Origin of the sequence: Bacillus sp. M6-12, assembly GCF_002860285.1 — a bacterium.
In the GTDB taxonomy this organism is placed as follows: domain Bacteria; phylum Bacillota; class Bacilli; order Bacillales; family DSM-1321; genus Peribacillus.
Window position 1 is genome coordinate 19,139 of record NZ_PGVF01000015.1, and the last position, 13,921, is coordinate 33,059.

16 protein-coding genes are annotated in these 13,921 nt (G+C 40.5%); 3 read left to right on the forward strand and 13 right to left on the reverse strand.

What is annotated here, in order from left to right:
* Window positions 1-149 precede the first annotated feature (149 nt).
* On the forward strand, window positions 150-680 hold the full coding sequence (locus CVD28_RS17400) for a PCYCGC motif-containing (lipo)protein (RefSeq protein ID WP_101594311.1): 531 nt from the start codon (window positions 150-152) through the stop codon (window positions 678-680).
* Window positions 681-841: 161 nt separating this feature from the next.
* Here CVD28_RS17400 and CVD28_RS17405 read toward each other — a convergent pair whose 3' ends face one another.
* The 5 genes from CVD28_RS17405 to ilvA all read right to left on the reverse strand — a co-directional run bounded on the left by CVD28_RS17405 (window position 842) and on the right by ilvA (window position 4,812).
* A complete protein-coding gene (locus tag CVD28_RS17405) occupies window positions 842-1,684 on the reverse strand; it encodes a DegV family protein (protein ID WP_101594314.1) in 843 nt (280 codons plus the stop codon).
* 149 nt (window positions 1,685-1,833) lie between these two features.
* The gene (locus CVD28_RS17410; RefSeq protein WP_101594316.1) at window positions 1,834-2,085 is read right to left on the reverse strand and encodes a DUF2535 family protein; all 252 of its coding nucleotides are present in this window, start codon (window positions 2,083-2,085) and stop codon (window positions 1,834-1,836) included.
* A 156-nt stretch (window positions 2,086-2,241) separates the two neighbouring features.
* Entirely contained in the window at window positions 2,242-2,991 is a 750-nt protein-coding gene (tatC, locus tag CVD28_RS17415; RefSeq protein WP_101594319.1) for a twin-arginine translocase subunit TatC, read from the reverse strand.
* Between the two features lie 153 nt (window positions 2,992-3,144).
* Complete coding sequence (locus tag CVD28_RS17420; protein ID WP_101594323.1) at window positions 3,145-3,339, reverse strand: twin-arginine translocase TatA/TatE family subunit; 195 nt, start codon at window positions 3,337-3,339, stop codon at window positions 3,145-3,147.
* A gap of 204 nt (window positions 3,340-3,543) precedes the next feature.
* The gene (gene ilvA / locus CVD28_RS17425; protein WP_101594325.1) at window positions 3,544-4,812 is read right to left on the reverse strand and encodes a threonine ammonia-lyase IlvA; all 1,269 of its coding nucleotides are present in this window, start codon (window positions 4,810-4,812) and stop codon (window positions 3,544-3,546) included.
* Window positions 4,813-5,048: 236 nt separating this feature from the next.
* Here ilvA and CVD28_RS17430 point away from each other — a divergent pair, with 236 nt between their 5' ends.
* Window positions 5,049-5,291, forward strand: coding sequence for a hypothetical protein (locus CVD28_RS17430; protein ID WP_101594329.1), 243 nt, complete (start codon window positions 5,049-5,051; stop codon window positions 5,289-5,291).
* Between the two features lie 253 nt (window positions 5,292-5,544).
* Here CVD28_RS17430 and CVD28_RS17435 read toward each other — a convergent pair whose 3' ends face one another.
* The 3 genes from CVD28_RS17435 to CVD28_RS17445 form a co-directional block, all read right to left on the reverse strand.
* The gene (locus CVD28_RS17435; protein WP_374702544.1) at window positions 5,545-6,033 is read right to left on the reverse strand and encodes a dihydrofolate reductase; all 489 of its coding nucleotides are present in this window, start codon (window positions 6,031-6,033) and stop codon (window positions 5,545-5,547) included.
* A 104-nt stretch (window positions 6,034-6,137) separates the two neighbouring features.
* Complete coding sequence (locus CVD28_RS17440; RefSeq protein ID WP_101594334.1) at window positions 6,138-7,097, reverse strand: thymidylate synthase; 960 nt, start codon at window positions 7,095-7,097, stop codon at window positions 6,138-6,140.
* Window positions 7,098-7,294: 197 nt separating this feature from the next.
* Complete coding sequence (locus tag CVD28_RS17445) at window positions 7,295-7,999, reverse strand: anthrax toxin lethal factor-related metalloendopeptidase (protein ID WP_142384795.1); 705 nt, start codon at window positions 7,997-7,999, stop codon at window positions 7,295-7,297.
* Window positions 8,000-8,175: 176 nt separating this feature from the next.
* On the opposite strand from CVD28_RS17445, the gene CVD28_RS17450 reads away from it, so the two are divergent.
* On the forward strand, window positions 8,176-8,418 hold the full coding sequence (locus CVD28_RS17450) for a hypothetical protein (RefSeq protein WP_101594338.1): 243 nt from the start codon (window positions 8,176-8,178) through the stop codon (window positions 8,416-8,418).
* Between the two features lie 149 nt (window positions 8,419-8,567).
* On the opposite strand, the gene CVD28_RS17455 is transcribed toward CVD28_RS17450, so the two are convergent.
* The 5 genes from CVD28_RS17455 to ilvD all read right to left on the reverse strand — a co-directional run bounded on the left by CVD28_RS17455 (window position 8,568) and on the right by ilvD (window position 13,794).
* Window positions 8,568-9,350, reverse strand: a complete 783-nt coding sequence (locus tag CVD28_RS17455) for a TerC family protein (protein WP_101594341.1) — start codon at window positions 9,348-9,350, stop codon at window positions 8,568-8,570.
* Between the two features lie 104 nt (window positions 9,351-9,454).
* Complete coding sequence (locus tag CVD28_RS17460) at window positions 9,455-10,093, reverse strand: YpjP family protein (RefSeq protein ID WP_101594343.1); 639 nt, start codon at window positions 10,091-10,093, stop codon at window positions 9,455-9,457.
* 427 nt (window positions 10,094-10,520) lie between these two features.
* Window positions 10,521-11,306, reverse strand: a complete 786-nt coding sequence (locus CVD28_RS17465; RefSeq protein ID WP_101594346.1) for a class I SAM-dependent methyltransferase — start codon at window positions 11,304-11,306, stop codon at window positions 10,521-10,523.
* Between the two features lie 257 nt (window positions 11,307-11,563).
* Window positions 11,564-11,998: a BrxA/BrxB family bacilliredoxin gene (locus CVD28_RS17470; RefSeq protein WP_101594349.1), complete on the reverse strand. Its 435-nt coding sequence runs from the start codon at window positions 11,996-11,998 to the stop codon at window positions 11,564-11,566.
* A 125-nt stretch (window positions 11,999-12,123) separates the two neighbouring features.
* Window positions 12,124-13,794: a dihydroxy-acid dehydratase gene (gene ilvD / locus CVD28_RS17475; RefSeq protein WP_101594687.1), complete on the reverse strand. Its 1,671-nt coding sequence runs from the start codon at window positions 13,792-13,794 to the stop codon at window positions 12,124-12,126.
* Window positions 13,795-13,921 lie beyond the last annotated feature (127 nt).

The following is a 13,921-nucleotide window of genomic DNA, read 5'->3' on the forward strand; positions in this document are numbered from 1 at the left end:
CTTAAACAAAGAATCATGTCCTGTCTCGGTTTGCATAGATTCGTTAAATGTACAATTTGTAGAATATTGCAGGCAATCAACTGTTCTCAAATTTTCTATGTTATGATTAGCATGCATTTTTGAAAAATTATGGGCAGGTGATTTACATAATGAAAAGAATTTATGCAAAATCGGCAGCTTTGCTGTTAGTTTCAGCCCTTTTCCTGGGTGGCTGCGGATCAGCTCAAGAAGAAAGCAATGCTGCCAAAAAACCCGCTTCGAATCATGAAGCATCCGGATTCCATGGTGAGCACACAACAAATGGAGACGTTCGGGAAGAAACAGCTTCTGCAAAGCAGCTGCCGGGCTTTTTACAAGGCAAGGACAAGGCAATGGCAGTCATTTATGCAGCTGCTGGCCAGAACAAAGAGCTGCTGGAAAATATCCCATGCTATTGCGGCTGCAGTGAATCCGCCGGACACCGGGATAACTATGATTGCTTTATTCATGAAAATAAAGAATCGGGTGCCGTTGTATGGGACGATCATGGAACCCGCTGCGGAGTCTGCCTCGAAACGGCTTCTGAATCCATCACACTTTACAAATCCGGAAAAAGCATAAAAGAAATCCGCGATTTAATTGATGATAAATATAAAGAGGGATATGCAGCTCCTACCCCAACGCAAATGCCAAAAGGGTGACAATAAACCAGAAAACCAAGCAGTCCCCAGCCTTTAGATAAGGGCGGGGTTGCTTGGTTTTAACTTTTATAAGGTCAAAATCCTCATTTCTGTTAATCCTGTAAAGGACGAAATATCCCAAATTGTTATGAAAAGAAAAGCTAAGTCTGCCATGACAGAATTTATTTAGTATAATACATGAAGCCTACTGCACCAGGGCCTGCATGAGTGCTGACCACAGGTGTTGTATATACAACGTCGACTTTTTGGAATCCGCTGTTTTCCATTATCGCTTCTTTTAACTTATCCGCAAGCTCAGGACCGTTTGCATGAGCAATTCCCACGCCAAGAATCTCCTTGCCCTTTGTATCGTCCATAAATTCTTTGACCAATTGTTTAACAACCTGGGACTGGCTTCTCGCTTTTGACGATTGATTAAGAACACCATCTTCGAGCCGGGCAATTGGTTTAATGTTCAGCAATGATCCAATAAACCCAGCCGCTTTTCCGATTCTTCCGCCCTTTATTAGATTTTCAAGCGTATCGATCACAATATAGAGCGAGGAATTTCTTCGGATTTCCACGAGCTTTTCTACTATTTCAGCGGAGGATTTCCCGCTCGCAGCCATTTTCGCAGCTTCAATTACTTGAAAAGAAAGCGCCCTAGAAATAAACTTTGAATCGAAAACAGTAACTTTTGCATCTGTCATAGATGCAGCGCTTTCCGCTGAACGGACCGTTCCGCTCATTCCGCCTGTCATATGTATCGAAATAATTTCGCTTCCATCCTTGGCAAGCTCTTCATAGACCTCTACAAATTTGCCTGCAGGAGGCTGAGAGCTTTTTGGCAATTCGTTTGCATTCTTCATCCGGCCTAAAAAATTTTCAGGGGAAATTTCAACTTTATCTAAAAAGGTTTCGCCATCAATAGTAATGGACAGGGGAACCATAGTTATTCCATACTTACCTAATTCTTCTTCCGACATATCAACTGTTGAATCCGTAACAATTTTAACCTTAGCCACTTTTCCACACCCCTAATTCTGCACTTGTATAATATTATACCTTTTCATATAAGTGATTCAAACTAATAAATGAGGCTATTCGGTTAATTATCATATAAAAAAATATTATCCCAGAAATAGAAAAAGCACCCAAAATTAGGGTGCAGGTGTTAGGCATTATTCTTTAATTCTTCATGTTGAAAAAGCTGCTCATAAACGGGCCATTTCAGGACTTGCCTTAAGTGGTCTTTAAACGAGTATACGATTTTAGCATCTGTCGCTTTGTAAACGGTTCTCATTAACATTTCCAATCGAGCTGAAATCATAAAATGATAAGTGTTATCTTCCTCCAATACTGGAATGTGGATAATTTTAACCTTCTGTCCAACAGCATTTTTGAACTCCAGGCTTTTGAATAACAAAATATCAATCCTCTTTTTTCACCGTTTGAATATATTATACACGAAATGTGTGTCTTAAATTGTCAAAAAGCGCTTAATTCTAAAAAAAAATAATCCCGCTGCCAGAACGGAGCGGGATTTCATAAGAGCAAAATCTATTCCATTTTAAACCGGTTCTCAAGAATCGGCTTCGCCGTCTTCCAATTCTTCTTGTCGTGCGTCGCGCTTCATTTTCCGCTTATAGACGACTTTTGAAAGTGTAATACTGATTTCGTAAAGAAGAAGCAGCGGAATCGTTACCAGGATGTCTGACATAATATCCGGCGGTGAAATAACTACAGAAATGACTACAAGAATGAAGTAGGCATATTTTCGGACCCTTTGCAGGACATATGGATTAATAATGCCAATGGATGTCAGGAACATAACGATGACTGGCAGCTCAAATAAAATGGCAAACGGCAGGGTCATGTGCAGAACAAAACGAAAATATTTATCCGCCGTAAAGTTCGTGACCAGCATGTCACCGCCAAGCTCGACCAGAAAGTTCAAGACTGTCGGAAAGATAACGAAGTACCCAAAGGCTAGTCCGACAATAAAGAGAATAAATAGAGCAGGAATATACGATAATGTCATTTTTACTTCAAACGGCTTTAAAGCAGGTTTTACAAATAGCCAAAGCTGGGTGGCGAAGATCGGTATTGTTGCAGCTACTGCTATTACAGAGGCAAGCATGAAATAAACCCAGATAATATCGCTCGGCCCCAGAACAATTAATTTCACATCTAAATCCTTCACAAACCATTTATAAATATCTTCAACATATATGAATCCCAGGATAAAGAAAGCTATGAAGGATACAGCTGTTATGATAAGCCGTTTTCTAAGTTCGTCCAAATGATCTATTACATTGATGTTTTCTTCCATTTTTTTCACGCCTTCTTAGAGAATTGCCAAAAACCGGATATCCCGCAGGAAAACTGCCGAATAAAACTGCCGGGTCCGTGTTTTGTAAAAAATAACCGATTAAAAAGGTGTAAGACTGTTCATCTCACACCCGAAAAAAATCAAAATGATATGTTATTTTACCGCTTTTTTCTTTTCTTCTTCAAAATCTTCCATTACGTCGCTTGTCAGCTCGCGAGTGGAATTTTTAAATTCACGCAAGGTTTGGCCAAATGCGCGTCCAATCTCTGGAAGCTTTTTAGGTCCAAAAATAATAAGAGCAAGTACAAGGATCAGAATCAAGCCTGGTATGCCGATATTTGAAAGCATGCAAACATCCCCTTTTGTTTTGTGTGGCTGCTGCCACTTACTACTACCATTATAGTATTTTTTGATGGGCATTTGTACTTTGAGATAGATATTTCATAGTAAATTCACATATCGAAATGTTTCATTTTCAAACCCATTCATATTCTATTCTATTTTGTCGATTCGTGCAAGGGTGATATTAGATAAGTTTTCGTCCTGCATTCATTAAATTAATAGGTGGAACAAATTGCTTTCCTTGTTCACTTCCATAAAAGGGAAGCCCTTAAGTGCCATCCGGTCGACCAATCCCTGATAATCCTCCCTTTTCTTGAGCTCGATACCTACAAGGGCGGGTCCGCTGTCTTTATTGTTTTTCTTCGTATATTCAAATCTGGTGATATCATCGGTCGGCCCAAGGACTTCATCGAGGAATTCCCTTAATGCACCGGCCCGCTGCGGGAAATTTACTATGAAATAATAGAGCAGCCCTTCATATTGCAATGAACGTTCCTTTATTTCCTGCATTCTGCCGATATCATTATTTCCTCCTGAAATAACGCACACTACTGTTTTCCCCTTAATTTCTTCCCGGTACAGGTCCAGGGCAGCGATTGGGAGTGCGCCAGCCGGCTCAGCAACAATTGCATGTTCGTTATAAAGCTCCAAAATAGTTGTACAGACTTTTCCCTCAGGCACTAAAAGAATATCATCCACCAGCTCCCGGCATATCTCAAACGTCTTTTGTCCTGCGCATTTCACGGCAGCTCCATCAACAAAAGTCTCAATGGATTCCAATACAGAAATGCCGCCTTGTGAGATAGCTGTCTTCATAGATGCTGCCCCTGAAGGCTCCACACCGATACATCGTGTATCAGGAGAAATGGTTTTTAAATAGGTGGATAACCCGGCCATTAAGCCGCCCCCGCCGATGCCCGCAAACACAAAATCGATTTGTTCATCGATATCGTTCAGGATTTCAACTGCTACTGTGCCCTGACCGGCCATTACTTTTTCATCATCAAACGGGTGGATGAATACCATGTTCTCTTTTTCGGCGCATTCTACAGCTTTTGAAAACGAGTCATCAAAGGTATCCCCCACCAGCTCAATCTCCACAGCTCCTTTTCCAAACAGCTCTACCTGGTTTACTTTTTGCCTTGGCGTAGTCGCAGGCATAAAAATCTTGCCGCGTATCCCCAGCTGCCTGCATGCATAAGCTACACCTTGGGCATGATTTCCGGCACTTGCACAAATGACTCCATTCCCGGTTTGATCTTCGGGCAATGACTTTATTTTATGGTAAGCACCTCTTAATTTAAATGAGCGAACATGCTGTAAATCCTCGCGTTTCACATAAACACTGCATCCATATTTCTCAGAAAGCACTTTATTCTTCTGAAGAGGAGTATGTGAAACTATATCCTTCAGCTGATTATAAGCAATCAGAATGTCTTCAATCGTAAGCCACTTTTTTACAGAAACGGTTTGAGTCATAACCTTCTCCTCTATCCTGTGATTTTTTTCCCGATTAAATATGGGCTTTATTAATTTGTAAATTATATCACTTTATAAGTACAAATCAACTGATTTTTCAAAAAATTCACACGGAATAAGGCAGATTTATGGAATAGTCTAAAATTTATTAATATAATATTAAAAAGGAAGCGTTTTCATTTGTTTTGAGGTTGCTTCAGGGATTTTAGGGGTTCATTTTATGCGGGGGTGTTGGAATGGAGTTTTTATTATGTTCAACTGATTGTGCCTTGCCTGTGGAAATAACAGTGGATGATGACAATGGACGGTATATGATCCGAAAGAGCGATACTAGCGGGGAATACTTCAATAGCCCGGGTGAGTTAATTACTTGGGTAAAACAAAATTTCTTTGTTGAGCAGTTCTGTACTCCTTTAGAATTTTACGATATGATCAAGACCCTCACAGAATATGAAATGAATAACCTCCACAATAAATGATCAATTTTTTCATATAAGAATCCTGACCGCCTCTGTATTCAATCCCGGCCAGGATTCTTTTTTTCGGATAAGAGGCAGAGCTACGCCGATTGTCCAGGAAAAAATTGAATAGCAAGTTGTAGGATAAAGCTTCGATCACACCGCTTTATTGGGTTAGGCTGTGATAATTATTTATGCTTATTTCCATGCATTTGCTGGGATGAAGGAAAAGACTTTATCTGCCTGTACCCTTGAATCATCAGACTAGATGCTATCATTTTTTCTCGTAGACAAGAAAGTCATGCTCATAGATGTTTTTTTCATCAACTGTACCTTTTCTTGAGGAAATCAGCTCCCACTCGCGTTCATTCACAGGAGGAAAGAAGGTATCTCCTTCAAACTCTTCCTTTATCTCCGTAATATAAAGTCTGTTTGTAACAGGAAGGACTGCCTTAAATATTTCCGCTCCGCCGATTACAAATACCTCGCCTTCATGTCTATCCGCATATTCCTTTATTTCATTAGCAGAATGGAGTACAGCGCAGCCATCCGCTTCAAAGTTTTTATTGCGGGTAACAATAACGTTTTCCCTGCCTGGAAGTATTCTGCCTATCGATTCGAAAGTCTTTCTTCCCATTACTATCGGATGGCCCATTGTTACTTCCTTAAAGTATTTTAAATCTGCAGGAAGATGCCATGGCAGCTGGTTTTCCTTTCCGATCAGCCGGTTCTTATCCATTGCAAGCAAAAGTGAAATCATCAATTTGGTCTCCTTAAACTTTAGTTGAATAAAAGGAATTTAATGGAAGATTGCTTTAATTAACCATTATTTCTGTCCCCAATTATCCTGTCTTCGTGCAGGGTTATTTATACAGCAACCGGAGCCTTAATCGGCGGATGCGGATCATACCCCTCAATAGAAATATCTTCCATTTCAAAATCAAAAACTGAACGTTTCTCCGGATTCAATTTTAATTCAGGTAGGCTCTTTGGATCCCGGTCCAGCTGCATTTTTATCTGTTCCAGATGATTTACATAAATATGGGCATCACCTAGTGTATGGATAAATTCCCCAACCTCCAAGCCGCATTCATGGGCAATCATGTGCGTCAAGAGTGCATAGCTTGCAATATTAAATGGAATTCCAAGGAAAATATCCCCGCTTCTTTGATATAGCTGGCATGACAGTTTCCCTTCCGATACATAAAACTGGAAAAGACTGTGACAAGGAGGCAGAGCCATATTCGATGGTACATCTTCAGGATTCCAAGCAGAAACAATTAATCTTCTGGAAGACGGATTATGCTTAATAGTTTCAATAATATCTTTTAGCTGGTCAATTGTCTCCCCTGTGGAAGCTGTCCAAGCTCTCCATTGCTTCCCATAAACATTCCCCAGTTCTCCAAATTTCACAGCAAAGTCCTCATCGGTTAAGATGCTTTGTTTAAACATATCCATCTGTTGTTCATATTGCCTGTTAAACACTTCGTCAGTTTGTGAACGCAAGCCAAAATCAGTCATATCGGGGCCGTTATATTCCGGGCTTTCAACCCACTTTTTGAATGCCCACTCGTTCCAGATATTGTTATTGTGCTGCAGCAAATATTTAATGTTGGTATCCCCTTTAATGAACCATAATAATTCACTTGCAATCAGACGAAAAGGGATCTTTTTGGTAGTTAATAGCGGGAATCCTTCATTTAAATTAAAACGCATTTGGTAGCCAAACAGCGAAATCGTCCCTGTACCTGTACGGTCCTCTTTTCTCACTCCATGTTCCATAACATATTTACACAATTCCAGATATGTATTTTCATTTTTACTCAAAGTATTTATTCTCCTCCCATTATAAAGCTGTTACCAGTTTTGATATAGCAACCAGGCCTTGTACAGGTTTTAAATTAATTAAACAACTTATAGGAAGCACACAACTAAAAAAACAGGAATGCTGCTGCAGTTTTTTCACAAGTGGTTCTATAATATTTGCAGCAGCCTACCTTCTATCATCCAATTATCGCAGATTGCTATTTTAGCTGTTTTATATACGCAAAGGTTTTGGGGGCTCCTTTTTTCAGGAGTTCTCTGCTTTCATCATTATAATAATAGAATGCAAAACACTCTGCAAAATATTCCTCTGGGTAGTTTATGAAATATTTTTTCTCCGGAAACATTACAGCGGCTTCTTGTGACCATAATGCCAGAAAGCTATCATTGTGCCGTATTTTATTAAATACAAGATTATCAATACTATGGGCTAATTCATGAAGCTCAAGATTGACAGACCCGTGGCCGCTTCCTTTTGCGCTGGCCCCAATCTTAACCAAAACATTTGGGCCGCCTCCTAATCCAGGCACAACATCCCATGTTTTCGACTTATCCTGATAACCGCGAGGCACGCGCCCTTTTAAATGGCGGGCTGTCGTATTTGCAGTTAGGCTTCCGTTGAACAGCTTAACCTTAATTCCCTTAGCTGCCACCCTTGATAGCAAGGACGGCGGCAGGCGATCAATCCTTTTCATCATTTCAAGAGTTTGTCCGGTATTGAAATCAGAATTAGGAAAAAGAAATAACTCAGTCGTGTTTTGCCTGGACTGAAACTGAACTTTCAAGCCATGCCGTTCACTGTCAGACAGCTGCTGCCAAGTCCGGCCATATTCTGTGGCATTTGAAAAAGAATAAACAGGAATTACACAAATTATAACAGCCAAAATTTTCAGCCATTTTTTCACCATTTCCGCCCCTTAATGAAAAGCAAATTTCTCTCTTTACCATTATTTTAACATATAAAAATATGAATATTAAAAACCATTTTAATGGTAATGCCTGCAGAGGCTGGCAGAAATCACACTTTAGTAACATTCCATCTGTCTTCTCATATAATGGATTACTCCGAAGAGGTGATTGCATGAGGTTTAAATATAATAAAGAGGACATAATCAGGTATCATCCAGAGCTAGCCGAAGAAGTAATTTCTATTTCGGGGCTGGAGCTTTTTGTCTATCTTGATCTGCTGGTATTTTCAGCTGTTTTAGGGTTATTACTATATCCCCTTGTTAGTTCTGTTTGGCTGCTGTTTTCTATTCCCGTAATGTTCTTTATTTCATGCTCTGCAGTATTCAGGCTGATTTGTAAAAGTGCTCCTTCATAGCAGACCCTTGTATACAATAGGCCTGCGGCTGCATAACTTATTCATGTAATGAAATATCTGTCCGGTTAAATGCGGTGAGGACTGTTCAGCTATGAAAAAAGGAACCCTGCTAACTTGGCAGGGTTCCTTCTCAGGCTAAAGGGAATATATTATCCCTCTGCATTAACATTTTTAGCGTTTCTATTATGAATAATGATGGTTATGACGAATGTTAGAGCAATTACAATAAAGAATACAACGTGTGGAATGTGTATCCCAAAAACAGAGAGCAGCATTTTTAAAGCTATGATAGCAATCAATACGTACGCAGAGGTTTCAAGCTCAGGAATCCGGTCAATCAGCTTAAGGAATACACCCGCAACGCCCCTCATCATCAGAACCCCTAGCATACCGCCAAGCAATAGTACCCAAACCTGGTTACTGACACCGAATGCAGCCAGAACACTATCCACTGAGAATGCAATATCCATTAATTCAACAGCTGCCACAGTTCCCCAGAAGTTACCGAATAGTCGAATGAATATGCTTTCCTTGCTAAGTCCCTTTATTTCCGCTTCTTCTCCTTCATCCAAATCGCCCTTTTTCTTGCTTCTATCGATAAAGTATTTTATTGATAGCCACGCGAGATATCCTGCACCAAGCAGTTTAACCCACCAAAGCTTGATTAAAAATACACCAAGTCCTATTGCGATAAAACGGAATATGTATGCACCAAGGAGACCGTAGAAGAGGGCCTTCTTTCTTTTATTCTCAGGGAGATGCTTTACCATAACCGCTAAAACCAGTGCATTATCGGCTGATAATAATCCTTCCAAAATAATAAGTGTACCAATTAAGCCCCAGCTGACAGGATCACTAAGCACTTTAACCCACATATCCCAATCGAAGAAACTGGCATACGTGTCGATAAAGCTATTTAATACTTCATTCATTTGTTGTATCTTTCCTTTCCTTGTAGATCCCAGTTAGCTCATATCAACATATGAAGCAGATCAGGACTGATATTTATTTTATTATTGCATTTTCCCCATGATTTTCAAAGTTTTTTACTCAAGGGCCTGGCATCAGACCATTGTGGAGGAGTATTGGTATCCCAGTATATCCTTCCCAGGTCTTTATGGCTTGAAAAGCGGTCATGGTATGTATGGTAATGAAAATTGAACCAATATCCGTCCTGAGGCGGCCTCTCCAGCCGTACATGAAACCTGATAATATCCATGCCGGTTAGTTCATTGTAGATATGGAAGATCTTTTCGCCTCTTCCTGATGCTGGCTTTTCTGAAATGGCGAGCTGCTCCAAGTCTTTATCAGAGTATTGGGCAGTAATTTCAGTAATGGCTTCGTCAATTTTCGGCAAAATTATCTCATTAAACTCGGTTCCTATTCTTGGACCAATTTTGTCACCGAATTTAGCATATGCGTTCATTTCAGCTCCTTCCATTAATGCTGAAATAAACTCTCCCCTTTCAAATGAATCGGCCAGTGATTGGCTGTAATAACCGGTGTGTAAATTGAAGATCTGCTGTTGGCCGTCTTCGGCAATATCATCTTTTTTCGGCTGCTTGGAAGAACCAGCATCAGCTTGCCAAAGATTTTCCGATGGGGTTACCAATCCGAACGTAAGGATCGATATTAGGATGAACAGACTTTTTCTTAACCATTTTGATACATTCATTGAAATTGCCCCTCTAATATAATTGCTTTTTCTTGAAGCAATTAAACTCCCGTTGTCAGCACTTTTTATAAAAACCCTTTGTTCATAGTATATAATGCTTTCTCCTGTAATACGAATTTAAATAATTAAGGTTTCATTTTTTTTAGGATGGGAAAGGAAAAAGCAATAGAATCTGTTACCGGCGCGATAATTTCAGGCGGTACGGGAAGCATATTCTTAGTTGTTCGATATGCATGAAGGAGGGGTTTGGAATGGATTGGTCAATTGCTATCGTCGTTTTCAGTTTTATTATGCTGGGTTATTTCGTATATCTTACTTTTGCGGATTAGAAATTAAGCGTAATAAATTAAAACCTTGCAGTTTACTTGCGGCAAGGTTTTCTTTTTTATACAACACAATTAACTTTATACTCTAAATCAAAATAAATCTAATTTTTTCCAACCGTATCTATTACTCCATAATGGAATTTCGCTGTTTTCCTAACATGGACGGAAAAACCAAATTCACTAAACCGGCTGCTTCTAAAATGATCCTTTAAAATCACCCTGCGGCTAGCTACTCTTTTTGCCTCAGTTATCGCTTCTTCTGTAAGTTTATCTGCAGCGGCAAAGGGAATTAGTAGCCTGATGCCATCTGATTCACCAATTGTTTCTTCGAACATCGGATCAAAATAAACAATATGGTAGCTGTTTGTTTCTAGTCCTTTTAACATTTCCAAATGATTACTTGCAGCTACCTGTATTCTTCTCATGGATTCATCTATTACCCGATAGCCTGTTTCCCATTCCCTTAAACCAGTTTGTACAATTTTGGCAAGATGCGGATTAGCCTCAATTCCTGTTACCATCCCCGAAGAACCGACCTGATAGCTTGCTGTAATAGCATCTGAGCCAAGACCGAGAGTACAGTCGAGGACTTTCATTCCTTCTGTAATTCCTCCGATCGAAATAAGAGGATCTTCTTCGTTATTCATTAACCGTTTTATTCTGAGCATCGCGACATTGGGATGGAAAAAGAATGGTTCCGCGGAGCCAGGTGAATAAAGCTCCAGCCTTTCTTTCCCAAGTACAAGACAATCATCTTTAATCAGCGACTGCAGGGCTTTTACAGAACGTTTTTTCCTTGGTAAATAAATTACGTTAAGTTCCGCAGCGAGCCGTTTTGCTTTTGCAATCCACAATTCATCTGTCCTGCCGGCAGTTGTTACAAACATATTTAGCTTTCTCCTTCAAAATTTGCTTCTAGACAATTTAAGTTAGATTAGGATTTCACAAATAAGCTGCAGTCTACTTAAACAAGTAAATGCGTTGCTCACTTATAGTGAAATATATTTTTCAGTATCTTTTAGATTTGAATAACTTACTCATCTTATATAAAATCAAAATCCAATTTTACAATATCCGGAAAAACGCAAACACCCTGACAGCGATTGACAAGGTGTTTGCGGGAAAAGTCAGTATTCCGGATTTTTTACTTTAGCTTTTCAAAAGCGGTGATCAGGTTTTTCATGATATCTTCCATAGAGTGGTCTTCAATATCATGGCGAGGGATAAAATGTACGACTTCCTTCCCCTTCAGCAAAGCCATTGATGGAGAAGAAGGTTCAATATCGCCGAAATAATCCCGCATTTTGGCGGTGGCTTCTTTATCCTGGCCAGCAAAAACAGTTACAAGGTGTTCCGGCTTATCTTCCGACCTCAATACTGCCTGAGTTGCTGCTGGGCGTGCTAATCCAGCTGCACAGCCGCAAACGGAATTGACGACAACGAGCGCTGTTCCATCAAGCGATTCCATAAAGCCTTCTACTTCGGTTTCCGTATTAAGTTCCTTAAAACCTGCAGCTACAAGCTCTTGACGCATTGGTTTTACCATTTCTCTCATATATTCTTCATATGCATTTGACATTATTAGAGCACCCTTTCCATTCCCTATTCTCATTAAGGATACTATAATTATCAATCAACATGCAAAAACAACGGATGAGCAAGGTCATCCGTTGTAGCCATCCCAGGAAACAGGATGGTCTTTTACTAGATTTTCATCACGCCGCCTGTGCTGGCGTTTGTTACCAGCTTGGAATAACGGGCCAGGTAACCTCTTTTCACTTTTGGCTCAAAGCCTTTCCAATTTGATTTCCGCACTTCAAATTCCTCTTCAGAAACTTCCAGGTTGATTGTACGATTTTTTAAATCCAATTCGATTATATCTCCATTTTCTACAAAGGCGATAGGCCCTCCTTCTGCAGCTTCCGGAGAAATGTGGCCAATTGAAATGCCTCTTGAAGCACCTGAGAATCGTCCGTCCGTAATCAGACCGACTTTTGCACCAAGACCCCTGCCGACAATTTGGGAAGTTGGCGCAAGCATTTCCGGCATACCCGGTCCGCCTTTTGGACCTTCGTAACGGATTACCACTACATGTCCTTCTTTTACTTTACCTGTAATAATTCCTGATAAAGCATCTTCTTGTGAGTCAAAACAGATAGCCGGCCCTCTGTGATATCCGCCGACGGATGGGTCAACTGCGCCAACTTTGATGATGGAACCGTTTGGGGCCAGGTTGCCAAACAGAACAGCCAGCCCGCCGGTCTCTGAATGCGGATTATCCAATGGCCTAAGAACATCCTTATTTAGGATTTCACATCCCGCTACATTTTCACGCAGCGTTTTGCCTGAAACGGTAATAAGATCTCCATTAAAAGCATCCGGTTTTTTGAGAAGCTCATTTATAATGGCACTGACCCCTCCTGCCTCATGTACATCTTCAATGTGATAATCCGATGCAGGAGCTATCTTGGCAAGATGCGGTACGCGGTTGGCGATTTCATTGATCCGCTCGATTGGATATTCAATCTCTGCTTCATGTGCAAGAGCAAGGGTATGGAGAACCGTATTTGTTGATCCGCCCATAGCCATGTCAAGGGCAAATGCGTTATCAATAGCATCGATAGTAACAATATCGCGCGGCTTAATATCCTGCTTGATAAGCTCCATCAATTGAGTGGCAGAACGTTTAACAAATTCCTTGCGTTCTTCAGCCACAGCCAAAATGGTTCCATTGCCCGGGAGAGCCAATCCGAGACCTTCAGCTAAACAATTCATAGAATTAGCCGTAAACATCCCTGAACAGGAACCGCATGTAGGACAAGCGAACTGCTCGAGCTCCTGTAAACTTTCTTCATCAATTTTCCCTGCCTGATAAGCTCCTACTCCTTCAAATACAGATGTCAGAGAAAGAGCCTTGCCGTTTTTATCTTTGCCGGCCTTCATTGGTCCGCCGCTCACAAAGATAGTCGGAATATTTACGCGCAGAGCAGCCATCATCATACCCGGCGTAATTTTATCACAGTTTGGAATACATACCATTCCATCGAACCAGTGCGCGGAAACTACCGTTTCAATTGAATCAGCAATGATTTCACGGCTTGGCAAAGAATAGCGCATGCCGATATGGCCCATGGCGATTCCGTCGTCAACTCCGATTGTATTAAATTCAAAAGGCACGCCGCCCGCTTCACGAATGGCATCCTTCACGATTTTCCCAAATTCCTGCAAATGAACATGTCCAGGGACAATATCAATATAAGAGTTGCATACTGCGATGAACGGCTTTCCAAAATCTTCTTCCTTTACACCGGCTGCCCGCAGAAGGCTGCGGTGCGGCGCACGGTCAATTCCCTTGGTAATCATATCGCTTCTCATGTTTTCTGACATATAATGTATACCCCCAGTAATTTAAAGCACTAAATTATTTTATATTATCTAAAGATTCTAACATATGCTTGTCATCTTGCAAATGATCTGTTTCAATTAATAAAAATTTTTTTGG

Coding starts and splice junctions, on each gene's coding strand:
- CVD28_RS17460 (WP_101594343.1), bottom strand. CDS start 10,093: ATGAATGTATCAAAATGGTTAAGAAAAAGTCTGTTCATCCTAATATCG.
- CVD28_RS17400 (WP_101594311.1), top strand. CDS start 150: ATGAAAAGAATTTATGCAAAATCGGCAGCTTTGCTGTTAGTTTCAGCC.
- CVD28_RS17450 (WP_101594338.1), top strand. CDS start 8,176: ATGAGGTTTAAATATAATAAAGAGGACATAATCAGGTATCATCCAGAG.
- CVD28_RS17455 (WP_101594341.1), bottom strand. CDS start 9,350: ATGAATGAAGTATTAAATAGCTTTATCGACACGTATGCCAGTTTCTTC.
- ilvA (WP_101594325.1), bottom strand. CDS start 4,812: ATGACTCAAACCGTTTCTGTAAAAAAGTGGCTTACGATTGAAGACATT.
- CVD28_RS17430 (WP_101594329.1), top strand. CDS start 5,049: ATGGAGTTTTTATTATGTTCAACTGATTGTGCCTTGCCTGTGGAAATA.
- CVD28_RS17465 (WP_101594346.1), bottom strand. CDS start 11,306: ATGTTTGTAACAACTGCCGGCAGGACAGATGAATTGTGGATTGCAAAA.
- tatC (WP_101594319.1), bottom strand. CDS start 2,991: ATGGAAGAAAACATCAATGTAATAGATCATTTGGACGAACTTAGAAAA.
- CVD28_RS17470 (WP_101594349.1), bottom strand. CDS start 11,998: ATGTCAAATGCATATGAAGAATATATGAGAGAAATGGTAAAACCAATG.
- CVD28_RS17420 (WP_101594323.1), bottom strand. CDS start 3,339: ATGCTTTCAAATATCGGCATACCAGGCTTGATTCTGATCCTTGTACTT.
- ilvD (WP_101594687.1), bottom strand. CDS start 13,794: ATGAGAAGCGATATGATTACCAAGGGAATTGACCGTGCGCCGCACCGC.